This window comes from Pseudomonas sp. PAMC 25886 (genome assembly GCF_000242655.1).
Classification (GTDB): domain Bacteria; phylum Pseudomonadota; class Gammaproteobacteria; order Pseudomonadales; family Pseudomonadaceae; genus Aquipseudomonas.
Genome location: NZ_AHHC01000084.1, coordinates 82,619 through 105,085, shown reverse-complemented (window position 1 = coordinate 105,085; position 22,467 = coordinate 82,619). Strand labels below are relative to the sequence as shown.

General features: G+C 61.7%; 23 protein-coding genes and 1 riboswitch. Of the genes, 19 read left to right on the top strand and 4 right to left on the bottom strand.

The features are described from left to right. Positions 1-24: 24 nt before the first annotated feature. The 4 genes from MUM_RS0128680 to MUM_RS0128665 all read left to right on the top strand — a co-directional run bounded on the left by MUM_RS0128680 (position 25) and on the right by MUM_RS0128665 (position 3,565). Positions 25-1,098: an AI-2E family transporter gene (locus MUM_RS0128680; RefSeq protein WP_010176468.1), complete on the top strand. Its 1,074-nt coding sequence runs from the start codon at positions 25-27 to the stop codon at positions 1,096-1,098. Positions 1,099-1,315: 217 nt separating this feature from the next. Beyond that, on the top strand, positions 1,316-2,020 hold the full coding sequence (gene hda, locus MUM_RS0128675; protein ID WP_010176467.1) for a DnaA regulatory inactivator Hda: 705 nt from the start codon (positions 1,316-1,318) through the stop codon (positions 2,018-2,020). A gap of 213 nt (positions 2,021-2,233) precedes the next feature. Further along, positions 2,234-2,878 (top strand): C40 family peptidase, encoded by a 645-nt coding sequence (locus MUM_RS0128670; protein WP_010176466.1) that lies wholly within the window; start codon positions 2,234-2,236, stop codon positions 2,876-2,878. A gap of 144 nt (positions 2,879-3,022) precedes the next feature. Then, the gene (locus tag MUM_RS0128665; protein WP_003210749.1) at positions 3,023-3,565 is read left to right on the top strand and encodes a C40 family peptidase; all 543 of its coding nucleotides are present in this window, start codon (positions 3,023-3,025) and stop codon (positions 3,563-3,565) included. Positions 3,566-3,615: 50 nt separating this feature from the next. Here the strand turns inward: MUM_RS0128665 and MUM_RS0128660 are convergent, their stop codons facing one another. Continuing rightward, a complete protein-coding gene (locus MUM_RS0128660; protein ID WP_010176464.1) occupies positions 3,616-4,929 on the bottom strand; it encodes a PQQ-dependent sugar dehydrogenase in 1,314 nt (437 codons plus the stop codon). Between the two features lie 99 nt (positions 4,930-5,028). Then, positions 5,029-5,265: riboswitch (cobalamin riboswitch) on the top strand. Between the two features lie 80 nt (positions 5,266-5,345). On the opposite strand from MUM_RS0128660, the gene cobO reads away from it, so the two are divergent. From cobO to MUM_RS0128590, 13 genes are all read left to right on the top strand, one after another. Then, positions 5,346-5,957, top strand: coding sequence for a cob(I)yrinic acid a,c-diamide adenosyltransferase (gene cobO / locus MUM_RS0128655; RefSeq protein WP_003210751.1), 612 nt, complete (start codon positions 5,346-5,348; stop codon positions 5,955-5,957). Continuing rightward, positions 5,954-7,345, top strand: a complete 1,392-nt coding sequence (locus MUM_RS0128650; protein WP_010176463.1) for a cobyrinate a,c-diamide synthase — start codon at positions 5,954-5,956, stop codon at positions 7,343-7,345. The genes cobO and MUM_RS0128650 overlap by 4 nt, the downstream gene beginning before the upstream one ends. Then, positions 7,342-7,992: a 5,6-dimethylbenzimidazole synthase gene (gene bluB / locus MUM_RS0128645; protein ID WP_010176462.1), complete on the top strand. Its 651-nt coding sequence runs from the start codon at positions 7,342-7,344 to the stop codon at positions 7,990-7,992. The genes MUM_RS0128650 and bluB overlap by 4 nt, the downstream gene beginning before the upstream one ends. Continuing rightward, entirely contained in the window at positions 7,989-8,897 is a 909-nt protein-coding gene (gene cbiB, locus MUM_RS0128640) for an adenosylcobinamide-phosphate synthase CbiB (RefSeq protein ID WP_010176461.1), read from the top strand. Before bluB ends, cbiB begins: the two co-directional genes overlap by 4 nt. Continuing rightward, complete coding sequence (gene cobD, locus MUM_RS0128635) at positions 8,890-9,879, top strand: threonine-phosphate decarboxylase CobD (protein WP_010176460.1); 990 nt, start codon at positions 8,890-8,892, stop codon at positions 9,877-9,879. Before cbiB ends, cobD begins: the two co-directional genes overlap by 8 nt. After that, positions 9,876-11,327: a cobyric acid synthase gene (locus MUM_RS0128630; protein WP_010176459.1), complete on the top strand. Its 1,452-nt coding sequence runs from the start codon at positions 9,876-9,878 to the stop codon at positions 11,325-11,327. The genes cobD and MUM_RS0128630 overlap by 4 nt, the downstream gene beginning before the upstream one ends. Before the next feature lie 605 nt (positions 11,328-11,932). Continuing rightward, the gene (gene cobU, locus MUM_RS0128625; protein WP_010176458.1) at positions 11,933-12,454 is read left to right on the top strand and encodes a bifunctional adenosylcobinamide kinase/adenosylcobinamide-phosphate guanylyltransferase; all 522 of its coding nucleotides are present in this window, start codon (positions 11,933-11,935) and stop codon (positions 12,452-12,454) included. Further along, positions 12,451-13,506, top strand: a complete 1,056-nt coding sequence (gene cobT, locus MUM_RS0128620) for a nicotinate-nucleotide--dimethylbenzimidazole phosphoribosyltransferase (RefSeq protein ID WP_010176457.1) — start codon at positions 12,451-12,453, stop codon at positions 13,504-13,506. Before cobU ends, cobT begins: the two co-directional genes overlap by 4 nt. After that, a complete protein-coding gene (gene cobC, locus MUM_RS0128615) occupies positions 13,503-14,078 on the top strand; it encodes an alpha-ribazole phosphatase family protein (protein WP_010176456.1) in 576 nt (191 codons plus the stop codon). The genes cobT and cobC overlap by 4 nt, the downstream gene beginning before the upstream one ends. A 2-nt stretch (positions 14,079-14,080) precedes the next feature. After that, the gene (locus MUM_RS0128610; protein WP_010176455.1) at positions 14,081-14,809 is read left to right on the top strand and encodes an adenosylcobinamide-GDP ribazoletransferase; all 729 of its coding nucleotides are present in this window, start codon (positions 14,081-14,083) and stop codon (positions 14,807-14,809) included. A 42-nt stretch (positions 14,810-14,851) separates the two neighbouring features. Then, entirely contained in the window at positions 14,852-15,256 is a 405-nt protein-coding gene (locus tag MUM_RS0128605; RefSeq protein WP_010176454.1) for a MarR family winged helix-turn-helix transcriptional regulator, read from the top strand. A gap of 62 nt (positions 15,257-15,318) precedes the next feature. Further along, a complete protein-coding gene (locus MUM_RS0128600; protein WP_169389300.1) occupies positions 15,319-16,518 on the top strand; it encodes an MFS transporter in 1,200 nt (399 codons plus the stop codon). A gap of 150 nt (positions 16,519-16,668) precedes the next feature. Next, positions 16,669-17,220 carry a glutathione peroxidase gene (locus tag MUM_RS0128590; protein ID WP_010176452.1) on the top strand — a complete coding sequence of 184 codons (552 nt, stop codon included), beginning with the start codon at positions 16,669-16,671 and terminating at the stop codon, positions 17,218-17,220. A gap of 65 nt (positions 17,221-17,285) precedes the next feature. Here the strand turns inward: MUM_RS0128590 and MUM_RS0128585 are convergent, their stop codons facing one another. The 3 genes from MUM_RS0128585 to MUM_RS0128575 all read right to left on the bottom strand — a co-directional run bounded on the left by MUM_RS0128585 (position 17,286) and on the right by MUM_RS0128575 (position 19,695). Continuing rightward, entirely contained in the window at positions 17,286-18,575 is a 1,290-nt protein-coding gene (locus tag MUM_RS0128585; RefSeq protein WP_029616142.1) for an OmpP1/FadL family transporter, read from the bottom strand. A gap of 146 nt (positions 18,576-18,721) precedes the next feature. Further along, positions 18,722-19,204, bottom strand: coding sequence for a hypothetical protein (locus tag MUM_RS0128580; RefSeq protein ID WP_010176450.1), 483 nt, complete (start codon positions 19,202-19,204; stop codon positions 18,722-18,724). A gap of 266 nt (positions 19,205-19,470) precedes the next feature. Beyond that, positions 19,471-19,695: a hypothetical protein gene (locus MUM_RS0128575; protein WP_003214941.1), complete on the bottom strand. Its 225-nt coding sequence runs from the start codon at positions 19,693-19,695 to the stop codon at positions 19,471-19,473. Between the two features lie 846 nt (positions 19,696-20,541). On the opposite strand from MUM_RS0128575, the gene MUM_RS0128570 reads away from it, so the two are divergent. Together MUM_RS0128570 and rmuC are read left to right on the top strand one after the other, a co-directional pair. Further along, positions 20,542-20,865, top strand: coding sequence for a hypothetical protein (locus MUM_RS0128570; RefSeq protein ID WP_026078187.1), 324 nt, complete (start codon positions 20,542-20,544; stop codon positions 20,863-20,865). A gap of 175 nt (positions 20,866-21,040) precedes the next feature. Beyond that, a complete protein-coding gene (gene rmuC / locus MUM_RS0128565; RefSeq protein WP_177325020.1) occupies positions 21,041-22,405 on the top strand; it encodes a DNA recombination protein RmuC in 1,365 nt (454 codons plus the stop codon). Positions 22,406-22,467 lie beyond the last annotated feature (62 nt).

The following is a 22,467-nucleotide window of genomic DNA, read 5'->3' as shown; positions in this document are numbered from 1 at the left end:
AGCAAATAACAGACGGAGTGGTATATGGCGGATACGCGTCGTTGGGTGTGGCTTGGCGGGATTGTCCTGCTGTGCGTTTTTGTGTTCCTGCTGCATTCGATCCTGACACCGTTCCTGGTCGCGTTGCTGTTGGCTTACCTGTTCGATCCTGTGGTGGATCGTCTGGAAAAGATCGGCCTCTCGCGTACCTGGGGCGTGGTGGCGGTGTTTGCCTTGTTCACGTTGATCATCACGGCATTGGTGCTGGTGCTGGTGCCGATGCTGGCCAAGCAATTGTTCAAGCTCTATGAACTGGCGCCGCAGATGCTCGACTGGCTGCAACACACGGCCATGCCGTGGGCGCAGGCCAAGCTGGGGCTGGCGGACGGTTTCTGGAAGTTCGACAAGGTCAAGGCGGCCATCAGCGAGCACATGGGCCAGACCACCGACATCGTCGGCGTGGTGCTGAGCCAGGCGACGGCGTCGAGCCTGGCGCTGATCGGCTGGCTGACCAACCTGGTGCTGATCCCGGTGGTAGCGTTCTACCTGCTGCGGGACTGGGACATCATGATGGCCAAGATCCGCAGCCTGCTGCCGCGCGACCGCGAAGAGCGCGTGGTCTCCCTGGCCGAGGAATGTCATGAGGTGCTCGGCGCCTTCGTCCGTGGCCAGTTGTTGGTGATGCTGGCGTTGGGGGTCATCTATGCGGCGGGCCTGATGGCTATCGGCCTGGAGTTGGGGCTGTTGATCGGCCTGATCGCGGGCTTGGCGGCCATCGTGCCGTACATGGGCTTTGTGATCGGGATTGGTGCGGCGCTGGTGGCCGGGCTGTTCCAGTTTCACGGCGACCTGTACCCGATGCTCGGGATTGTCGCGGTGTTCATGGTGGGCCAGGCCCTGGAAGGCATGGTGCTGACGCCGTTGCTGGTGGGCGACCGGATCGGCCTGCACCCGGTGGCAGTGATCTTTGCGATCCTGGCGGGCGGCGAGTTGTTCGGCTTTACCGGCATTCTGCTGGCGCTGCCGGTGGCGGCGGTGATCATGGTGCTGGTGCGCCATGTGCACGACTTGTACAAGGACTCGGACATGTACGCCGGAACAGACGAACCGGAGTTATAACCGCAGCCTCACAAACCCGGCTCAAGGCCGGGTTTGTCGTTTATCGGCTCTGGCGTTTCGCCAGTGCGTCAAACAATCTTGACCAAATCCAACAAGTTAACGCAAACCTTTGATTTTGCTTGTGGTCTGCTGCATTGTGCGCCCGGCGTCACGGGTATAAACTTTGCAAACTTTACACAGAGGCCACTAACGGTTCGATTGGAACCGTTCAGTCAGCATGAAACCGATTCAGCTGCCCCTAGGTGTGCGTCTGCGTGACGACGCCACCTTTATCAATTACTACCCAGGCGCCAATGCCGCTGCACTCGGCTATGTCGAGCGGCTCTGCGAAGCCGACGCCGGGTGGACCGAAAGCCTGATCTACCTCTGGGGCAAGGATGGCGTGGGGCGTACCCACTTGTTGCAGGCCGCTTGCCTGCGCTTCGAGCAGATGGGTGAACCGGCGGTGTACCTGCCGTTGGCGGAGCTGCTGGACCGCGGTATCGAGATCCTCGACAACCTTGAACAATACGAACTGGTCTGCCTGGACGATTTGCAGGCGGTCGCGGGGCGGGCGGATTGGGAAGAGGCGCTGTTCCATCTGTTCAACCGTTTGCGTGACAGCGGCCGGCGCCTGTTGATTGCCGCGTCCACCTCGCCACGTGAGCTGCCGGTGAAGCTGGCGGACTTGAAGTCACGGCTGACCCTGGCGCTGATCTTCCAGATGCGTCCGTTGTCCGACGAAGACAAATTGCGTGCCCTGCAACTGCGTGCTTCCCGTCGCGGGTTGCACCTGACCGACGAAGTCGGGCATTTTATCCTCACCCGTGGCACCCGCAGCATGAGCGCGCTGTTCGACTTGCTCGAACAGCTCGACCAAGCCTCATTACAGGCCCAGCGCAAGCTCACCATTCCCTTCCTTAAAGAAACCCTCGGCTGGTAGCCAACCCTTCAAATTCGGGGCTTTCGGCAAATTCCAGGCGCCAGAAAACCTGCGTTTGGGCCGTTTTGGCCACGCAAATGGGTTGCATAGGGTGTTAAGGGCTTAGATGTCATAGTCCAAACAAGAAGTCACATAGATCACGATTGAATTTGCAAATCGATGTGATAGAGGGCATAGTCTCGTCTTCTTTACACATCAGCCACGGTCGTGCCCATGCTAAATCGCTTCGCACCCCTCGTGCCTCTCGCACTCGTTACCCTGTTGTTTGGTTGCGCCACCCACACTCAAAACGTGGCTGAGCAGCAAAAACCAGCACAGCAGTCCCAGGCAAAGTTCGTAGCAGCTCAGTCTTCCACGGTTTACCAGGAAGCTTTCTATAAAGAAGAGCAGGCTACCGAAAAAGAACTCGCCGACTTCGCCGGCGCCAAGCCTTACCAGCTTCCCGTTCTGGCTGACAGCATTCTCGAACGCGGCATGTCCCTGATCGGTACCCGTTACCGTTTCGGCGGTACCTCTGAAGCCGGTTTCGATTGCAGCGGTTTCATCGGCTACCTGTTCCGCGAGGAAGCCGGCATGAACCTGCCGCGCTCCACCCGCGAAATGATCAATGTGGATGCACCGTTGGTCGCACGAAACAACCTCAAGCCCGGCGATCTGCTTTTCTTCAGTACGGCTGGCCGTGGTCGTGTCAGTCACGCCGGTATCTACTTGGGCGACAACCAGTTTATCCACTCCAGCAGCCGCCGCAGCGGTGGTGTGCGAGTCGACAACCTGGGTGACAGCTACTGGAGCAAAACCTTCATCGAAGCCAAGCGCGCCCTCGCGATGGCCCCGACTACCGTTACCGCCAGCAAGTAAAGTTAAAGTGATACTTGAAGTTTGACGTGTAAGCGCTAGAATCCCTGGACATTGTTGTAAATCGATCGCGCGAGCTTTGCTTGCGCGTTCTGTTTTTCAACGTTCGGCAGCGAAAGCCGCATCCAGATCAGGATTGTTCTGCCCATGTCGACCTCGGCCCGCCTAATTCTTCTCGTTTGCGCCGCGCTGCTCAGCGCCTGCGCAAGTCGTCCTCCGCCTGCTCCCGTGGCCGTCAAGCCCAAGCCGGTGTTCAACACCTACGCCACCCAAAGTTTCTCGCCGGCAGCCGAAGACGTGCTCTTTCGTGCGCTGGGCCTGGTGGGCACGCCTTATCGCTGGGGCGGCAACACGCCGGACTCGGGGTTTGATTGCAGTGGCCTGATCGGTTTTGTCTACCGCGATGCGGCCGGCATCTCTCTGCCACGCACCACGCGCGAGCTGATCGTGATGCGCGCCCAGGACGTGAGCGAAAACAACCTGCAAACCGGTGACCTGATCTTCTTCGCCACCGGTGGCGGTTCGCAGGTCAGCCATGCCGGGATCTACGTGGGGGAAGGGCGCTTTGTGCATGCGCCGCAAACCGGCGGTACGGTGAAGCTGGACACGCTGTCCAAGGCCTATTGGCAGAACGCCTACCTGAGTGCCAAGCGCGTGTTGCCGGCCGAGCACCTTGCGCGTAATCCATAAGCAAAAACAACTGTGGGAGCCTAGGCTCCCACAGTGCTTTTCAGGGTTGGCTATTTAGCCGCCGACACCCGCCATACCTTGTTCCCCACATCATCCGCCACCAGCAAATCCCCTTGTTTGTCGATCACCACACCGACCGGACGGCCCAAGGCTTTCTCATCGCTGTTGAGGAACCCGGTCAGCACATCCACCGGCTGGCCTTTGGGCTTGCCTGCCTCAAACGGCACGAAGATCACCTTGTAGCCACTGTGGGGCTTGCGGTTCCACGAACCATGCTGGCCGATAAATGCGCCATTGCTGAACTGCGCCGGTAACGTGTTGCCATCGGCAAAGGTCAGCCCCAGGGACGCCGTGTGCGGGCCCACCGCATAGTCCGGTGCGATCGCCTTGGCCACCAGGTCCGGGTTCTGTGGTGTCACCCGCACATCCACGTGCTGCCCGTAGTAACTGAACGGCCACCCGTAAAAAGCCCCGTCCTTGACCGAGGTGATGTAGTCCGGCACCAGGTCGCTGCCGATTTCATCGCGCTCGTTGACGGCCGTCCACAGCTTGCCGCTTTGTGGTTCCCAGGCCATGCCGTTGGGGTTGCGCAGGCCTGAGGCGAAGATGCGGTGCTGGCCGGTGGCCCGGTCCACTTCCCAGATCGCGGCGCGCCCCTGTTCCGCTTCCAGGCCGTTTTCGCCGACGTTGCTGTTGGAGCCCACGCTCACGTACAGCTTGCTGCCGTCCTTGCTGGCGACCACGTTCTTGGTCCAATGGTGGTTAATGCTGCCACCCGGCAAGTCGACCACTGGGGTGCCGGCTGCCTTGATCGAGGTTTCGCCTGGCTGGTAAGGGAAGCGCAGCAATTTGTCCGAGTCGGCGACATACAGGTCGTTGCCCACCAGGGTCATGCCGAACGGCGAGTTCAGGTTCTCCAGGAACACCGTGCGGGTTTCGGCCACGCCATCGTGGTCGGCGTCCCGCAGCAGGGTGATGCGGTTCGGGCTGGGGACGGCGGCGCCGGCGCGGCCCATGACTTTCTCCATCACCCAGCCACGAATGCCCTTGGAATCATCCGGCTTGGGTGGCGCATTGGTTTCAGCCACCAGCACGTCGCCATTGGGCAGCACATACAGCCAGCGCGGATGATCCAGGCCTTCGGCAAACGCTGCGACCTGAGTGCCCGCCGCCGGGGTCGGCTTGGTGCCTTCGGGCCAGCCGATCGCCGGCGCGATGTTCACCGTGGGAATCAGGGTTTTATTCGGTTCCGGCAGCTTGGGCGACGGTCCGGTGCCGTCGGACACTTGCAGGGTAGAGCTTTCACCACAGGCGGCGAGGGTGCCGGCGACCATGATCAGTAGGGCAAGTCGGGTCTTGTGCATGGTTTTCTCCTTAATACCTGTAGTGGTAGAGGTGCACGCCGGCCCGATGGTTCACGCGCGTGTCCGGCTTTAATTGACGCTCCACCCCCAACCCACTAACCTTCGCGGCTTGTTTCAGGTGCTCTGTGGCGTACGCGCCGACTGAGTGAAACAGGGAAGCCGGTGAGTGAGCGTACTTTTCTACAGTGCAGCCACGATCCCGGCGCTGCCCCCGCAACGGTAAATGAGTCAAGACGGTGCCTTAAGCCACTGTATCGCCCGCGATATGGGAAGGCGCACCCTCGGCATTGCATGTCACTCATGAGCCCGGAGACCGGCCTGATCCATCCAACAGCATCACGGTGGGCGATGCTTGGCTGTCTGTATGTGTCTTTTTCCTGCCCGCCGTTTTTGTCCAGCCCCAACGGAGAGCTGCCATGACTGAATCCCCCGATCGTGACGAACGCCACCTGGCGCGCATGCTGCGCAAAAAAGCCGTAATTGACGAGCGCATTGCCAATTCACCGAACGAGTGCGGGTTGCTGCTGGTGCTCACCGGCAACGGCAAAGGCAAGAGCAGCTCGGCCTTTGGCATGCTGGCTCGGGCGATGGGCCACGGTATGCAGTGCGGCGTGGTGCAGTTCATCAAGGGCCGCAACAGCACCGGCGAAGAACTGTTCTTCCGCCGTTTCCCCGAGCAGGTGCGCTTCCACGTGATGGGCGAAGGCTTTACCTGGGAAACCCAGGACCGCGCGCGGGACATTGTGGCCGCCGAAGCCGCCTGGGCGGTCTCCCGGGAAATGTTGCAAAACCCGGCCATCGGCCTGGTGGTGCTGGATGAGCTGAACATTGCCCTCAAGCACGGCTACCTCGACCTGGACCAGGTGCTCAGCGACCTGCAGGCCCGCCCGCCCATGCAACACGTGCTGGTGACCGGCCGTGGTGCCAAACCCGAATTGATCGAAATGGCCGACACCGTGACGGAAATGGGCATGCTCAAGCACGCCTTCCAGGCCGGTATCAAGGCACAGAAAGGCATCGAACTTTGAATCAGCCCCGTCACTGTCCTGCTGTCCTGATCGCCGCACCGGCGTCTGGCCAGGGCAAAACCACCGTCACCGCCGCGCTTGCCCGCTTGCACCGCAACCTGGGGCGCAAGGTGCGGGTGTTCAAATGCGGCCCGGACTTTCTCGATCCGATGATCCACGAGCGCGCCAGTGGTGCGCCGGTCTACCAATTGGACATGTGGATGGTGGGCGAGCAGGAAAGTCGCCGGTTGCTGTGGGAAGCGGCGGGGGAAGCCGACCTGATCCTGATCGAAGGCGTGATGGGCCTGTTCGACGGCACGCCGTCCAGTGCCGACCTGGCGCGCCACTTTGGCGTGCCGGTACTGGCGGTGATCGACGGCACGGCCATGGCCCAGACTTTCGGCGCCCTGGCGTTGGGCCTGGCGCGCTACCAGCCGGACCTGCCGTTCGCCGGCGTGCTGGCCAACCGCGTCGGCACCCTGCGCCATGCGCAATTGCTCGAAGGCAGCCTCACCGAAGGCCTGCGCTGGTACGGCGCGCTGTCCCGGGAAACCGGCATCGAGTTGCCCAGTCGCCACCTTGGCCTGGTGCAGGCCAGCGAATTGAACGACCTCGACCTGCGCCTCGATGCCGCCGCCCAGGCCCTGGGCAGCAGCTGCGAGGTAGCGCTGCCACCGCCGGTGGAATTCGCCGCGCCCGAGGTGATCGAGGCCCAACCGATGCTGGCCGGCGTGCGTATTGCTGTGGCGCGCGACGAAGCGTTTGCCTTTACCTACGGCGCCAGCCTCGACCTGCTGCGGGCGATGGGCGCCGAGCTGCGTTTCTTCTCGCCGATTCGTGACCGCGCATTGCCTGAGGCTGACAGTCTGTACCTGCCCGGCGGTTACCCGGAATTGCATCACCAGGCGTTGTCGGAAAATACCGCGATGCTCGACGCCATCCGCACCCACCACGCCGCTGGCAAGCCATTGCTGGCCGAATGCGGCGGCATGCTCTATTTGCTGGACTCGCTCACCGATGTCGACGGTACGCGAGCTGAATTGGTCGGCTTGCTCCAGGGCGATGCCGTGATGCAAAAACGCCTGGCAGCGTTGGCCCTGCAAAACGTCGAACTGCCCGAAGGCCTGTTGCGCGGCCACACCTACCATCATTCGCTGACCAGCACCGAGTGGCAGCCGATTGCCCGGGGCCTGAGCCCGAATGGCGGGCGCGGCGCCGAGGCGGTTTACCGTCAGGGCCGGATGACGGCGTCCTACGTGCACTTTTATTTCCCGTCCAACCCGGTGGCGGTGGCTGCCTTGTTTGCGCCGGACCATCAGACTGCCATCGCAGGCAAGCCAGCTCCCACACTTGACCGAGTTGAAACGCAATCCAATGTGGGAGCGGGCTTGCTCGCGAAGAGGCCATGACTGACAACGCCTTTCCCGAAGCCGACCGCGAAGCCGTTTACCGCGCCATCGCCGAGCGCCGCGACATGCGTCACTTCAACGGCGGCAGCGTTGCGCCGCAATTGCTCCATCGCCTGCTGCAAGCCGCGCACCAGGCGCCGAGCGTCGGCTTGATGCAGCCCTGGCGGTTTATCCGCATCAGTGACCGCAACCTGCGCGGGCAGATCCAGCAACTGGTGGAAGAGGAGCGCGTACGCACCGCCGAAGCCCTTGGCGAGCGCTCCGACCAGTTCATGAAGCTCAAGGTCGAAGGCATCAACGACTGCGCCGAAGTACTGGTGGCTGCCCTGATGGACGACCGCGAGCGGCATATCTTCGGGCGCCGCACTTTGCCGGAAATGGACATGGCGTCGTTGTCCTGTGCGATCCAGAATCTATGGCTGGCGGCCCGCGTCGAAGGCTTGGGCATGGGCTGGGTCTCGCTGTTCGAACCCCGGGCCCTGGCCGACCTGCTGGGCCTGCCGCCCGGCGCCAAACCGCTGGCCGTGTTGTGCCTGGGCCCGGTGACCGAGTTCTACCCGGCACCGATGTTGCAGCTCGAAGGCTGGACCGAACCACGGCCACTGAGCGACATGTTGTATGAGAATGTTTGGGGAGTGAGTCAATGAGTGTGGCCTTGCTGACTGTCGCTGCCGTGGCGCTGGATGCGCTGCTGGGCGAACCCAGGCGCTGGCATCCGCTGGTGGCGTTCGGCAATTTTGCCGGGCGCATCGAGCAGCGTTTCAACTCCGGCGGCCGTGGCTGGCGCAGCCATGGCGTGACGGCGTGGGTGATCGCGGTGGTGCCCCTGACGCTGCTGGCCACGGCCCTGTCGTGGGCGCCCTACATCGGTTGGGTATTGGAAATCCTCGCGCTGTATTGCGCCCTCGGCATGCGCAGCCTCGGCGAACACGTGCTGCCGGTGGCGCAAGCACTGCGCAGTGATGACCTGGACGAGGCGCGCCAGCGCGTCAGCTACCTGGTCAGCCGCCAGACCAGTGAACTGGACCCCACCGAAGTCGCCCGCGCGGCCACCGAGTCGGTGCTGGAAAACGGCAGCGACGCGGTATTCGCTGCACTGTTCTGGTTTGTGGTGGCTGGCGTGCCCGGCGTGGTGCTCTATCGTCTGAGCAACACCCTGGATGCCATGTGGGGCTATCGCAATGAACGCTTTGAACGTTTCGGCTGGGCTGCAGCAAAGATCGACGACGTGCTCAACTACATTCCGGCACGCCTGGTGGCGTTGACCTACGCGCTGCTGGGCAAAACCCGACTGGCGCTCAAATGCTGGCGCGCCCAGGGCCCGACCTGGGACAGCCCCAACGCCGGCCCGGTGATGGCGGCGGGTGCCGGCGCCCTCGGCGTAGAGCTGGGCGGTGCGGCGATTTATCACGGCGAACTGCACCAGCGCCCGCAACTGGGCGAAGGCCCGCCCGCCGATGCAGACTCCATCGAGCGCGGCTGGCAACTGGTGCAGCGCGGCGTGTGGCTGTGGTTGCTGATCCTGTGTGTGGGGGCGGAATTTTATGCTTGAGCACGGTGGCCGCTTGCGCAAGGCGGCGATGCAATACGGCATTCCCGAGGCCGAATGGCTGGACCTGTCCAGCGGCCTGGCGCCGTGGCCGTTCCCGATCCCGGAAATCCCGCTGCGGGCCTGGGCGCGCCTGCCAGAAACCGATGACGGCCTGGAACAGGCCGCCTGCGAATATTATGGGGCGCCCCATGTGCTGCCGGTCGCTGGCTCCCAGGCCGCGATCCAGTTACTGCCGCGCCTGCGCCGGGCGGGCAAGGTCGGTGTGCTGTCGCCGTGCTACGCCGAGCACGCGGAGGCCTGGCGTCGCGCCGGCTATATCGTGCGCGAAGTGCTGGAGCAGGAAGTCGACTTCTTCCTCGACAGCCTCGACGTGCTGGTGGTGGTCAACCCCAACAACCCCACCGGCCTGAGCCTGTCGCCCCAACGCTTGCTGGACTGGCATGCACGCCTGGCCCAACGCGGTGGCTGGCTGGTGGTGGATGAAGCCTTCATGGACATCACTCCGCAGTTGAGTCTGGCGAGCCAGGCTCATCAAGTCGGCCTGATCGTGCTGCGCTCGTTCGGCAAATTCTTCGGTCTGGCCGGGGTACGGCTGGGGTTTGTATTGGCCGAGCGCAAGCTGCTCAAACTGCTCGCCGAGCAGGTGGGGCCGTGGGCCGTCAGCGGGCCGACGCGGGTGCTGGGGCAAGTGTGCCTGCGCGATACCGCCGGCCATGCGCAACAGCGGCTGCGTTGCGAGTCGGCCAGCCAGCGTCTGTTTGACATGCTTGAGCGCCACGACGTGCGGCCTCAGGGCGGCTGCGCGCTGTTCCAGTGGATGATCACCGACCGGGCTGAGCAGCTGCATGAATTCATGGCCCAGCGCGGCATCCTGCTGCGCCTGTTTGTCGACAACAGCAGCCTGCGTTTCGGCCTGCCGGACACCGAGGCCGACTGGCTGCGGCTGGAACAGGCGCTCAGCGCCTACAAGGACGCCTCATGAGTACCTTGATGGTGCAGGGCACCACATCCGACGCGGGCAAAAGCACGCTGGTGACCGCACTCTGCCGCTGGCTGGTGCGCCAGGGCATCCCGGTGGTGCCCTTCAAACCCCAGAACATGGCCCTCAACAGTGCCGTGACTGCCGAAGGTGGCGAGATCGGCCGCGCCCAGGCGGTGCAGGCCCAGGCGGCCAACCTGGCGCCCCACACCGACATGAACCCGGTGCTGCTCAAGCCCAACAGCGACACAGGCTCCCAGGTGATTATCCATGGGCGCGCCGTGACCACCATGAATGCCGTGGCTTATCACGATTACAAAGCCATCGCGATGCAGGCAGTGCTGGCCTCCCATGCGCGTTTGAGTGCGGCGTATCCGGTGGTGATGGTCGAGGGCGCGGGCTCGCCGGCAGAGATCAATCTGCGGGCGAATGACATCGCCAATATGGGCTTTGCCGAAGCAGTGGACTGCCCGGTGCTGCTGATCGCCGACATCAATCGAGGCGGGGTGTTTGCGCATTTGGTGGGCACGCTGGAATTGCTGTCGTCGACCGAACAGGCGCGGGTCAAAGGCTTCATCATCAATCGGTTTCGCGGGGACATTGCGCTGTTGCAGCCGGGGCTGGATTGGCTGGAGGCGCGTACCGGCAAGCCGGTGGTGGGGGTGTTGCCGTACGTGATGGATTTGCACCTGGAGGCGGAGGACGGTATCGACCAGCGCCAGATCGACAAGGCGGCGCAAGTGCTCAAGGTGGTGGTGCCGGTGTTGCCGCGTATCAGCAATCACACGGATTTTGATCCGTTGCGGTTGCACCCGCAGGTGGATTTGCAGTTTGTCGGGCCGGGGCAGGCGATTCCGGCGGCGGACCTGATTATTTTGCCGGGCTCGAAGAGTGTGCGCAGTGATCTGGCGTATTTGCGGGCCAATGGGTGGGACACCGCCGTGGCGCGGCACCTGCGTTATGGCGGGAAGGTGTTGGGGATTTGTGGTGGGTTGCAGATGCTCGGCGAGCAGGTGCATGACCCGCTTGGGTTGGAAGGGCCTTGCGGTTCGAGCGCCGGTCTTGGGTTGTTGGGGTTCAGTACGACGCTGGAAGAAGAGAAGCAGCTGCGCAATGTGCGGGGGCGGTTGTTGCTGGAGGAGGCCGAGGTGAGTGGGTATGAGATCCACGCGGGTGTAACCAGTGGCGCCGGTTTATTGAGACCTGCGGTGCAGTTGGACGATGGGCGCACTGATGGGGCGCAGAGTGAGGATGGGCAGATTCTCGGGACCTATTTGCATGGGTTGTTTGAGACGCCGGCGGCGTGCAGTGCGTTGTTGCGGTGGGCTGGGTTGGAGGATGTGCAAGAGGTGGATTATCACGGGTTGCGGGAGCGGGATATTGAGCGGTTGGCGGATTTGGTAGAGCGGCATTTGGATACTGGGTTGCTGCGTTCGTTGTGTGGGGTTTGAGTTGTTGGTATTGGACTGTGTACATATCCGTTATTTAGGTAACGGCGGCCTATGGTTCCGCTCTTACAGCGGGTCACTTTTGGCAAACGCCCCAAAAGTAACCAAAAGGTCTTCGCCCCACCACTCGGTGCCTCGCCTAGGCTCGGCATGCCGGAACGAAGGCACGACTCCGCGGGCCGCCGCGACGGCCCGTGCCTGCTTGCGGCCATCGTGGTTGACTGGGCCCGCAGATCAAGATCAAACGCCGCTCTTCTGTAGGAGCCGGCTTGCCGGCGAAAAACCTGAGAACGCCGCGTTGAATCAGGATGCCCACGTCATCGTTAACGACCTTCGCCGGCAAGCCAGCTCCTACAGGGGATCGTGCCCGCTTTAGATTTTGATTTTGCTTTTGCTCCACACCACTCAAGCCCGCCTGCAGGCCGCTGTGTTTTAGGCTCACCGAGCCTAGGCGAGGTGCCGAGTGGTGGGGCAAGAGCCTTTTGGTTACTTTTGGCTGGGCCGGCATTCCGGCTCTTTTCAAAAGTCACCCGCCGCAAGGGCGGAACCCATAGCCGCCGTTACGAAAATAACGGATACACACACCGTCAAAAACAGAGGCTCCAGCCATGCTCCAAATGATTCTCGGCGGCGCCCGCTCCGGCAAAAGCCGCCTGGCTGAAAAACTCGCCACCGACAGCGGCCTGAGCGTCACCTACATCGCCACCAGCCAACCCCTGGACGGCGAAATGAGTGCGCGTGTCGCCCACCACCGCGAGCGTCGCCCGGCCGAATGGGGCCTGATCGAGGAGCCCATCGAACTGGCCCGTGTGCTCAAGGAAAACGCCAGCCCGAACCATTGCCTGCTGGTCGACTGCCTGACCCTGTGGCTCACCAACCTGCTGATGCTCGAAGATCCCGACCGTCTAAAGGAAGAGCGCGAAGCCCTGCTGCAAGCCCTGGCCTCCCTGCCAGGAGAAATCATTTTTGTCAGCAACGAGACCGGAATGGGTGTCGTGCCGCTGGGCGAATTGACTCGCCGCTATGTCGATGAAGCCGGTTGGCTGCATCAAGCCTTGGCCGAGCGTTGTCAGCGCGTTGTCCTGACCGTCGCCGGCCTGCCCCTGACTTTAAAAGGTACTGCGTTATGACCGACACCTGGTGGCTCAACCCCTGCAAAGCAATCGACCCGCTGGCTCATGAGCAAGCCCTGGCCCGCCAGCAGCAACTGACCAAACCCGCCGGTTCCCTCGGCCAGCTGGAAGCCGTCGCGGTACAACTGGCCGGCCTCCAGGGCCAGGTCAAACCCAGCGTCGACCACCTATGGATCGCCATCTTCGCCGGCGACCACGGCGTCGTCGCGGAAGGGGTCTCCGCCTTCCCCCAGGAAGTCACCGGCCAGATGCTCCACAACTTCGTCACCGGCGGCGCCGCCATCAGCGTGCTGGCGCGCCAGCTCGACGCGAAACTGGAAGTGGTCGACCTCGGCACCATCACCCCCACATTGAACCTGCCCGGCGTGCGCCACCTCAACATCGGTGCCGGCACCGCCAACTTCGCCAATGGCCCGGCAATGACTGAAGCCCAAGGCCGACTGGCCCTGCAAGCCGGCCGCGATAGCGTGCACCGCGCTATTGCGAGCGGCGCGCAGCTGTTTATTGGCGGCGAAATGGGCATCGGCAACACCACCGCCGCCAGTGCCCTGGCCTGCGCACTGCTGGATTGCCAGGTCAGCGACTTGACCGGCCCCGGCACCGGCCTGAATGCTCAGGGCGTCAGCCACAAAGTCGCCGTCATCGAACGCGCCCTGGCCCTGCACGCCGGCGACCGTGATGACGCGCTGAAAACCCTGTTCAACCTCGGCGGCTTCGAAATTGCCGCGCTGGTGGGCGCCTACCTGGCCTGCGCCCAAGCGGGCGTGGTGGTGCTGGTGGACGGCTTTATCTGCACAGTTGCCGCACTGGTCGCCACGCGCCTTAACCCGGCCTGTCGCGAATGGCTGCTGTTCGGCCATCGCGGTGCCGAGCCCGGTCACCGTCACGTGCTGCAAAGCCTCAATGCTGAACCGCTGCTGGAACTCGGCCTGCGCCTGGGCGAGGGCAGTGGCGCTGCGCTGGCCGTGCCGTTGCTGCGCCTGGCCTGTGCGCTGCACGGGCAGATGGCAACCTTCGCCGAAGCAGCCGTGGCGGACCGCCCGGCATGACCCTGCACCTGGACCTGCTGCGCCACGGCGAAACCGAACTGGGCGGCGGCTTGCGCGGCAGCCTGGACGACGCGCTCACCGCAAGGGGCTGGGAACAGATGCGTGCGGCGGTGGTGGAGCAGGGCCCGTGGGACCGTCTGGTCAGTTCGCCGTTGCAACGTTGTGCGCGATTTGCCGAGGAGCTGGGCGCGCGCCTTAATCTGCCGGTCACGCTGGAAAAGGATTTGCAGGAGCTGCACTTCGGCGCCTGGGAAGGGCAGAGCGCTGCGGCCTTGATGGAGACTGACGCCGACGCGTTGGGGCTATTCTGGGCCGATCCCTACCGCTTCACACCGCCCGAGGGCGAGCCGGTGTCGCAGTTTTCCGCGCGAGTACTGGGCGCGGTCGCGCGCTTGTATCAAGCGTATGACGGCCAGCGCGTGCTGCTGATCAGCCACGGCGGTGTCATGCGTTTATTGCTCGCCCAGGCGCGCGGTTTGCCGCGTGAGCAGTTGTTGAATGTCGAAGTCGGCCACGGTGCCCTGTTCAGCCTGCAGGTCGAGGCGGATGGCGTATTAAAGGAAGGAATCTAAACATGCTGCCGTTCTGGATCGCCTTGCAGTTCCTCAGCAGCCTGCCGATTCGCTTGCCGGGCATGCCGCAACCGCAGGAGATGGGGCGCTCGTTGTTGTTTTATCCCGTGGTGGGGCTGTTGTTCGGGCTACTGCTGTGGGGCTTGAACGCCGTGTTGATGGGCGCACCCTTGCTGCTGCATGCCGCGCTGCTGTTGACCGCGTGGGTGTTGCTCAGCGGCGGCCTGCACCTGGACGGCCTGGCCGACAGCGCCGACGCCTGGCTCGGTGGCTTCGGCGACCGCGAGCGCACCCTGACCATCATGAAAGACCCGCGCAGCGGGCCGATCGCGGTAGTCACCCTGGGCCTGATGTTGCTGCTCAAATTCACCGCATTGGTGGCATTGATCGAGCAACACAACGGCGCCGCGCTGATCCTCGCCCCCTTGATTGGCCGCGCTTCGATGCTGGCGCTGTTTCTCACCACGCGGTACGTACGTGCCGGTGGGTTGGGGCAGGCGTTGGCGGATCATTTGCCACGCATCGTCGGCCAACAGGTGCTGATCCTCAGCGGTCTGGCGTGTATCCTGATCGGCGGCTTCAGTGGCGGGATCGCCGTGTTGCTGGCGGCACTGTGCTTTATCGGCTTGCGCCAACTGATGGTCAATCGCCTGGGCGGCACCACCGGCGACACCGCTGGCGCGTTGCTGGAGCTGCTGGAAGTCGCGGTGTTGATCGGTCTGGCGCTGTAACAGTTTCTTGCATTTCATTAATCCCGGGTATATACACGCTCCATGCTTGCCTCCCAATGTTTATGCACCAACCTGCGTCGCGCCGCTCGTGGCGTCAGCAGGCATTACGACGGCGCTCTCGACGGCTTCGGGATCAACGTTGCCCAGTATTCTCTGCTGTGTAATCTGCAGCGCCTCGATCAACCGAGCATTTCCAGCCTGGCGGATGCCATGGGCCTGGATCGCAGCACGCTGGGGCGCAACCTGCGGGTGCTGGAGGGCGAAGGCCTGGTGCAGTTGGTGGAGGGCGATGACTTGCGTAACCGCCTGGTGCTGCTGACCGAGGCGGGCAACGAACGGCTTGCCGCGGCACTGCCGGCCTGGGAAGCGGCGCAGCAGAAATTGATTGATCAGTTGGGCGCCGAAAAGCGCGAAACCCTGTTGGCCTTGCTGGATGAACTCGCTTGACGCGGGTTTGTTCGATGACAAGCGGGTATATACCCGCGAATGGAGAATAAGAAATGACCTCGATGTGGCGCACCAGCGGCTGGATTCTTGTGGGGAGTGCGCTGATCCTGGCATTGTCCCTCGGCGTACGGCATGGCTTTGGCTTGTTCCTGGCGCCCATGAGTGCCGAGTTCGGCTGGGGCCGAGAAACCTTTGCCTTTGCCATTGCCCTGCAAAACCTCATCTGGGGCCTGGCGCAGCCGTTTACCGGCGCCTTGGCCGACCGCTTCGGCGCCGCCAAGGTGGTGATGATCGGTGGCGTGCTTTACGCGCTGGGCCTGGTGTTCATGGGCTTGTCGGACTCGGCGTGGTCGTTGTCCCTGAGCGCCGGCTTGCTGATCGGTATTGGCCTGTCGGGTACCTCGTTCTCGGTGATCCTCGGGGTGGTGGGGCGTGCCGTGGCGCCGGAAAAGCGCAGCATGGCCATGGGTATCGCCAGCGCCGCCGGCTCGTTCGGCCAGTTCGCCATGTTGCCGGGCACCCTCGGTTTGATCGGCTGGCTTGGCTGGTCCGCCGCATTGCTGGTGCTGGGAGTGATGGTGGCGTTGATCGTGCCGTTGGTGACCATGCTCAAGGACCGCCCGCTGCCAGCGGTGGCCGGTCAACAAACTTTGCGCGAGGCCTTGCGTGAGGCCTGTTCCCATTCAGGGTTCTGGTTGTTGGCGTTCGGTTTTTTTGTCTGCGGTTTCCAAGTGGTGTTTATCGGTGTGCACTTGCCGTCGTACCTGGTGGACCAGCACTTGCCGGCTTCCGTGGGCACCACGGTGCTGGCATTGATCGGGCTGTTTAATATCTTCGGCACCTATACCGCCGGCTGGCTCGGCGGGCGCATGTCCAAACCGCGCTTGCTGACCGGTTTGTACCTGCTGCGGGCGGTGGTGATTGTGATCTTCCTGTGGGCGCCCGTGACGCAAACCAGCGCCTACCTGTTTGGCATGGCAATGGGCTTCTTGTGGCTGTCCACGGTACCGCTGACCAACGGTACGGTCGCGACCTTGTTCGGGGTCAGAAACCTTTCCATGCTCGGTGGGATCGTGTTCCTGTTCCACCAACTCGGCTCGTTCCTCGGCGGCTGGCTGGGCGGAGTGGTCTATGATCGAACCGGTAGTTACGATTTGATCTGGCAAGTGGCAATCGTCCTGAGCCTGGTGGCCGCGGCCTTGAACTGGCCGGTGCGCGAGCGCCCGGTGGCACGTTTGCAGGCGCAAATGGGGGTGGCATGAATTCGACCTGGCAGTGGCTCGGCGCAGCAGGAGCAGGAGTCTTGCTGCTGTTGGCGTGGTGGGGCTGGCAGCAGGGCGGCCTGGCGTTGATGCAGTTGGGCATGGCGATCTGTTAAGTTCTGTGTCTGAGATTTTTCAAGGACAGGTGACATGCACATGCGCTGGCTTGCAGTACCCGCTCTGATGGTGGCTTTTGGCGGCGTCGCCATGGCCGCCGATTGCCCACCGTTGCTTGAAGGCCAGTTGCCCAAGCTGCGCGCCAAGGAATCCATCGACCTGTGCCAACGCTTCGCCGGCAAGCCGCTGGTGATCGTCAACACCGCCAGCTTCTGCGGGTTTGCGCCACAGTTCAAAGGGCTCGAAGCCTTGTATCAGCGCTACAAGGGCCAGGGCCTGGAAGTGATTGGCGTGCCGTCCGACGACTTCAAGCAGGAAGCCAAGACCGGCGAGGAAACCGCCAAGGTTTGCTACGTGAACTACGGCGTGACCTTCACCATGACCGAGCCACAGAAGGTCAAGGGCCCGGACGCGGTGCATCTGTTCAAGATCCTGGCGCAGCAGAGCAGCGCGCCGAAGTGGAATTTCTACAAGTACGTGGTGGACCGCCAGGGCAAGGTAATTGCCAACTTCTCCAGCCTGACCAAGCCGGATAGCCCCGATTTGATCAAGGCGGTGGAAGAGGCGCTGGCTTCGAAGCCCTGATCAGCGCCCACTAAAAAGCCCCGCCTCTTTTGCAAGAGAGCGGGGCTTTTTCATGTCGCTTTACATCAGAACTTGTACGTCACACCCAGGCCAAAACCGTTGGCGCTGTTTTCGTACTTGGCGTTGTAGGACTGGCCCAGTGCGTTAGAGCGTGCAACTTTGACCGGTTCTTCCTTGAGGTAGGAGTAAGCCAGGTCGATGGTCATGTTCGGCATTACGTCGTAGCCCAGGCCGAGGCTGAAGATCGTCCGGTCACCGGTAGGGATGCGCGGCGAGCGATCAGTGTTGTTGGTCGGCGACTGGTCGAACGTCAGGCCGGTACGCAGTACCACCTGCTTGGTCACACGGTACGAAGTACCCAGGGCGTAGGCCCAGGTATCGTGCCAGTTCTGCTCTTCCTTGATGCTGCCGACAATTTGCGGAGCCAAGGCACCGCTGCCCGCGGCGGCCGAGACGCCTTCGTTATTGACGGTGATGTCTTTCAGTCGGCTCCAGCGCGTCCAGGTTGCGCCCGCATAGAGTTTCCAGGCGTCGCTCAAGTCTTGAGTAACGGACAGGTCCCAGGATTCAGGCGTGTCGATCTTCAGCGAGGCGTCGTAGCGGCCGTTGTTCAAGAGACTGGCAGGAACGTTGGTCCCTTTGGTCACTTCGGTATGGCCTTCGAGCTTGTACTTCACTTTCGAGTGGTAGGTCAGGCCCACACGAGTGGTGTCAGTGGCTTGTACCAGCAGGCCGGCGTTGAAGCCGAGCGCGGTGTCGTCACCCTTGATCTTGATGTTGTTGGAGCCGGTACCCGCGATTGGCAGGTTGATGTCGGACTCAAGCGTACCGGCGATACGGTTGATAGTCGGACCAAAACCAATGGAGACCCTGTCGTTGAAGGCATAGCTGACGGTTGGCTGGAAGGTGATGACCTTCACTTCGCTCTTACTGCCGAATGCTTTGCCCTGGAAGCCATTTTCGTAATCAGTCACCAGGCCAAATGGTGCATAGACGCCGAAACCGACAGCCCATTGCTCATTGAGTTTATTGGTGTAGAAACCGAAAGGAACGGCAGTGAAAGGCACCATGTCGCCTTTGTTGCTGCCGCTGGAGCGGCCACTGACATCTTTGATATTGGTGGAGGCATCGATCGCTGCAACACCACCTGTAACTTGCTGGCCTTCGAGGCGAGCCATACCGGCAGGGTTACCATAAACGGTGCTTGCGTTATCGGCAGATGAAGAACGTCCCGCAAAACCGGTACCCATCCCGGCAACGTCCTGTTCGTTGAGGGCGAAGCCGCTCGCGAACACGTGGGAGGAGGCCATTGCAACGGCGAGGCTAAGTGTCGTCTTGAGCATTACTTTTTTCATTATTAGAACTCCGTGGTGATCACCGCTGCGGAAAGTAACAATAAATTTATGTTTGCGCTATAGGCTGAAACATAGGAGATAGAGCGGTTTTGTAGGACAATCCGACCAAAATCAACGTTTTTAGCCGAATCTTGCAAATCGCCCGGTCAACAGGCGACGTGATTCATGGGTGAAACACAGGTTTGCCAGGCCTGGGTGAAATCCCGAAGCCGGCCCTGGGGGTGAAAAATTTCTTTCCAGATACGCGCCATGGCCAAAACATCGTCGGGTGGCGGCAGGGCAGGGCGGTGTTGTTCCACCAGCAGCCAGGCGATGGCGGTGGCGTAACGCAGGTTGACCGTCAGCTCCAGCTGCGGCCCGCTGAGGAACGCGTGCTGGCTGGCGAGGCCACGAACCAGGCTGGCGCGCTCGGGGTCGAGCGCCAGGTAGTCGTCCCACAAGGCACGGTGGCGCGGTTCGGTAATGCTGTAGAGGCCATGGCCGCGGCGGTCGTGCAGGGCTGAACCGAGTGCCGACTGGCTGGCAGCGATGCCCAGGAGCAGGGATTCGGCAGTCGGGTTATGGCGACCCAGATACAGCAGGGTGGGCCGGATCACATAACGACACAATTCGCTGGCGGCGATGCCCATAAAAGCCTCAATCCATGAAATTGGTCGGCGATACCTGAGAGGGGGGCTTGGCAGCAGTGAATCGGATCTCAGGCTCGCCGGAAGCGGATCATGCCGCTTGAGTTGAAGTGTAGTGTCATATTTACGACGTAAAGGACTGTTTTTAAAATATTTTCATCATTTAGTTATATCGTTTATATCAATTTAAACTTAGCGCGACTGAATTTCAGGCAATAAAAAACCCCGGGTTTTAACCGGGGTTTTTGTGTTTCAGCGATCCGGGTCGATCAGGCAACCAGTGCCTGGCGAGTACGATCGATCACGGCCTGCAGCGGTTCTGCGCTGGAGTATTGATCGGGGTACAGGCGTTCGCTGTGACGAGCGATGCCGTGTTCGTTGACCAGGGTAAAGCTGAAGCAGCCTTTGCGAGCGGCCATGATCAGGCAGTTCATTGGTGCAAAAGCGTTGGTGAGGGTGCGAATGGCATCCTGAGTGTGGATTTGAGTGGACATATTATTGGTGTTCCTACAAATGACACGGTTAAGAACCGTGCAACGTTAAAACGTTCCAGTGACGCTGATCACCATTGATCAAGCGAAGAACCCGACTGGAACAAAGCAGCCAGTTTGAAGCGCTATTAAATTGGCGCGCTTGGGCTGGCAGGTAGGTACTTAGGAGGGCAGGCAACACAACAGGGGCAAAGGTTCTGGGCCCGGGGTGAAGATCCTGATCAATTTGCAGGCTGGTTCGGTCAGAGTATGGGTACTTCGCGACACCCTTTGCATTGTTCAAAGGCAGTGTCGTCGCAAGTGATACCTGGAAACCATCGAGGTGGTCGATCCCTTTTTGTCGGCGGTGCCGTGAGGGAGTTGTTCGACCAGAATTGACTTTCAGCTTGGTACTAACGCCGCGGATAGTAACGGATTGAAACGTGGAAAGAAAGTGTGATAGGCAAAAAACTTTTCTGGCCTCGGTGCGCCGGTAACATATCTGAGCCTCCGATCGGACAAAAAACTCGATGGATATAACCGCAAGGTGGGTAGTTGTGCACATTGGTTGCGCCCTGTGTAACCGCACTGACATAAGCCCTGTAGTGCCCCCGGGTGCCTGCAACTAAAATTTAAGTCAATGAAAAATCGAGCTTTTTTTTATTGGTGAAAAAATCGTCAGTTTGACTGCGGACCCCGTCCCATGGGCCTTTGCGGGAGTTACAGAACGGTTGTCCACTGAGTTATCCACAGCTTCTGTGGATTGTCCCAAGCGCTTGCTCTAGAACGGGCGTGCAGGCTTTTTTCAGCTTTACCTGTGCGAAAAAAAGAGTAGAGTGGCGCGCCTTCCGTTCTGTCCCACAGTGCTTTATGAAGTTTCGCTCAGTATCACCTTCTGTTACCGACAGCCCTCAGGTTGTTACCGCACCCAAGCGTTTCTCCCTGAAAGTTGCCTTGTGGTTGCTCGACAGCCCGCGCCTGGGCCATAGCCCCAACGTCAAACATTTCGCCGGGCATTTGCTCAAGCAACCGGCCCGCGCTGGCGTGGTAGTGGCGCAAAGCCGTCTGGGCCAATTGATGTGCCGCGAGTGCGGCAACGCCCGGGACCGCCGCATCGGCCACGACCTGCTGCGCCAGGCCGCCCGCGCCGGCGACCGTATCGCCCAGCGTGAATTGGGCCAGATCGAAGACTGAGCTGTCCTCGATGCGCAGGCTTGGTTAACCTTCTTCTTTTCGGGTGACGGCAGGAATCGCTATGGCTTTTGACTGGACCAGTGTTGTGCTGGGTCTCGCCGGTGCTGGATTGCCGCTATTGGGCCTGTGCTGGCAGATCCAGCGGAAACTGTCTGCGCGAATGGCCGGCTGGGAATTGCTCGAAGAGCGCCTGGCCACCGCACAACTGGCCCAGGAAGGGCTTGCCGCGCAGTTGGACGCCAGCCGTGACGAAATCAGCGACCTGAGCCAGGCCAACGCCGCCAAACAGGCCGACCTGGCGGCCGTGCGCCGCGAAGTCGAACTGCTGCAGATCGACCGCGACAACGCCCGCGATGCCGCCCACGCCTGGAACCTCGACCGTTCCGCCAAAGAAACCGAGCTGCGCCGCCTGGACGCCTTGTCCGCGTCCCTGCGTGCCGAACTGCGCGAGCAGCAGGAAAGCCACCAGCAACGCCTCAACGACCTGCAAGGCTCCCGCGATGAACTGCGCGCGCAGTTCGCCGAGCTCGCCGGGAAGATCTTCGACGAGCGCGAGCAGCGCTTCGCCGAGACCAGCCAGCAACGCCTCGGCCAATTGCTCGACCCGCTCAAGGAACGCATCCAGTCGTTCGAAAAACGCGTCGAAGAAAGCTACCAGAGCGAAGCCCGCGAGCGGTTCTCCCTGGCCAAGGAGCTGGAGCGCCTGCAGCAGCTGAACCTGCGCCTGTCCGATGAAGCCACCAACCTGACGCGCGCCCTCAAGGGCCAGAAAACCCAGGGCAACTGGGGCGAATTGATTCTGGAACGGGTGCTGGAACACGCCGGTCTGGAAAAGGGCCGCGAGTACCAGACCCAGGTCAGCCTCAAGGGTCCGGACGGCGAGCGCTTCCAGCCCGACGTGTTGATCATGCTGCCGGGTGACAAGCAGGTGGTGGTGGACTCCAAAGTGAGCCTGACCGCCTATCAGCAGTACGTCGCCGAGGACGATCAAGCGATCGGCCAGGTCGCCCTGAAGCAGCACGTGCTGTCGTTGCGTAACCACGTCAAAGGCCTGGCCGGCAAGGACTACAAGCGCCTGGAAGGTCTGCACAGCCTGGATTTCGTGCTGCTGTTCGTGCCCATCGAAGCCGCGTTTTCGGCGGCGCTTCAAGCGGAGCCTAACCTGTTCCAGGAAGCGTTCGACCGCAATATCGTGATCGTCAGCCCGACCACGCTGCTGGCCACCTTGCGGGTCATCGACAGCCTGTGGAAACAGGAACGGCAAAGCCAGAACGCCCGGGAAATCGCCGAGCGCGCCGGTTGGCTATATGACAAGTTCGTGCTGTTTATCCAGGACCTGGACGAGGTGGGCAACCGCCTGCAGCAGTTGGACAAAGCCTACAGCGCGGCGCGTAACAAGCTGACAGATGGACGCGGAAACCTGGTCAGCCGTACCGAGCAATTGAAGCTGCTCGGTGCCCGCGCCAGCAAAAGCCTGCCGGCTGACCTGCTGGAGCGAGCGATGACCGATGAAGACGGCGTGGCGCAGCTGCCGGAATAGTCACCGGCCTTTGTGGGAGCTGGCTTGCCTGCGAGGGTATCAACTCGGTTTCACTGCAGAGA

What these genes read in the sequence shown, in the direction of transcription:
- MUM_RS0128680 (WP_010176468.1), top strand. Translation starts at nt 25, where the DNA reads ATGGCGGATACGCGTCGTTGGGTGTGGCTTGGCGGGATTGTCCTGCTG.
- hda (WP_010176467.1), top strand. Translation starts at nt 1,316, where the DNA reads ATGAAACCGATTCAGCTGCCCCTAGGTGTGCGTCTGCGTGACGACGCC.
- MUM_RS0128670 (WP_010176466.1), top strand. Translation starts at nt 2,234, where the DNA reads ATGCTAAATCGCTTCGCACCCCTCGTGCCTCTCGCACTCGTTACCCTG.
- MUM_RS0128665 (WP_003210749.1), top strand. Translation starts at nt 3,023, where the DNA reads ATGTCGACCTCGGCCCGCCTAATTCTTCTCGTTTGCGCCGCGCTGCTC.
- MUM_RS0128660 (WP_010176464.1), bottom strand. Translation starts at nt 4,929, where the DNA reads ATGCACAAGACCCGACTTGCCCTACTGATCATGGTCGCCGGCACCCTC.
- cobO (WP_003210751.1), top strand. Translation starts at nt 5,346, where the DNA reads ATGACTGAATCCCCCGATCGTGACGAACGCCACCTGGCGCGCATGCTG.
- bluB (WP_010176462.1), top strand. Translation starts at nt 7,342, where the DNA reads ATGACTGACAACGCCTTTCCCGAAGCCGACCGCGAAGCCGTTTACCGC.
- cbiB (WP_010176461.1), top strand. Translation starts at nt 7,989, where the DNA reads ATGAGTGTGGCCTTGCTGACTGTCGCTGCCGTGGCGCTGGATGCGCTG.
- cobD (WP_010176460.1), top strand. Translation starts at nt 8,890, where the DNA reads ATGCTTGAGCACGGTGGCCGCTTGCGCAAGGCGGCGATGCAATACGGC.
- MUM_RS0128630 (WP_010176459.1), top strand. Translation starts at nt 9,876, where the DNA reads ATGAGTACCTTGATGGTGCAGGGCACCACATCCGACGCGGGCAAAAGC.
- cobU (WP_010176458.1), top strand. Translation starts at nt 11,933, where the DNA reads ATGCTCCAAATGATTCTCGGCGGCGCCCGCTCCGGCAAAAGCCGCCTG.
- cobT (WP_010176457.1), top strand. Translation starts at nt 12,451, where the DNA reads ATGACCGACACCTGGTGGCTCAACCCCTGCAAAGCAATCGACCCGCTG.
- cobC (WP_010176456.1), top strand. Translation starts at nt 13,503, where the DNA reads ATGACCCTGCACCTGGACCTGCTGCGCCACGGCGAAACCGAACTGGGC.
- MUM_RS0128610 (WP_010176455.1), top strand. Translation starts at nt 14,081, where the DNA reads ATGCTGCCGTTCTGGATCGCCTTGCAGTTCCTCAGCAGCCTGCCGATT.
- MUM_RS0128605 (WP_010176454.1), top strand. Translation starts at nt 14,852, where the DNA reads ATGCTTGCCTCCCAATGTTTATGCACCAACCTGCGTCGCGCCGCTCGT.
- MUM_RS0128600 (WP_169389300.1), top strand. Translation starts at nt 15,319, where the DNA reads ATGTGGCGCACCAGCGGCTGGATTCTTGTGGGGAGTGCGCTGATCCTG.
- MUM_RS0128590 (WP_010176452.1), top strand. Translation starts at nt 16,669, where the DNA reads ATGCACATGCGCTGGCTTGCAGTACCCGCTCTGATGGTGGCTTTTGGC.
- MUM_RS0128585 (WP_029616142.1), bottom strand. Translation starts at nt 18,575, where the DNA reads ATGAAAAAAGTAATGCTCAAGACGACACTTAGCCTCGCCGTTGCAATG.
- MUM_RS0128580 (WP_010176450.1), bottom strand. Translation starts at nt 19,204, where the DNA reads ATGGGCATCGCCGCCAGCGAATTGTGTCGTTATGTGATCCGGCCCACC.
- MUM_RS0128575 (WP_003214941.1), bottom strand. Translation starts at nt 19,695, where the DNA reads ATGTCCACTCAAATCCACACTCAGGATGCCATTCGCACCCTCACCAAC.
- MUM_RS0128570 (WP_026078187.1), top strand. Translation starts at nt 20,542, where the DNA reads ATGAAGTTTCGCTCAGTATCACCTTCTGTTACCGACAGCCCTCAGGTT.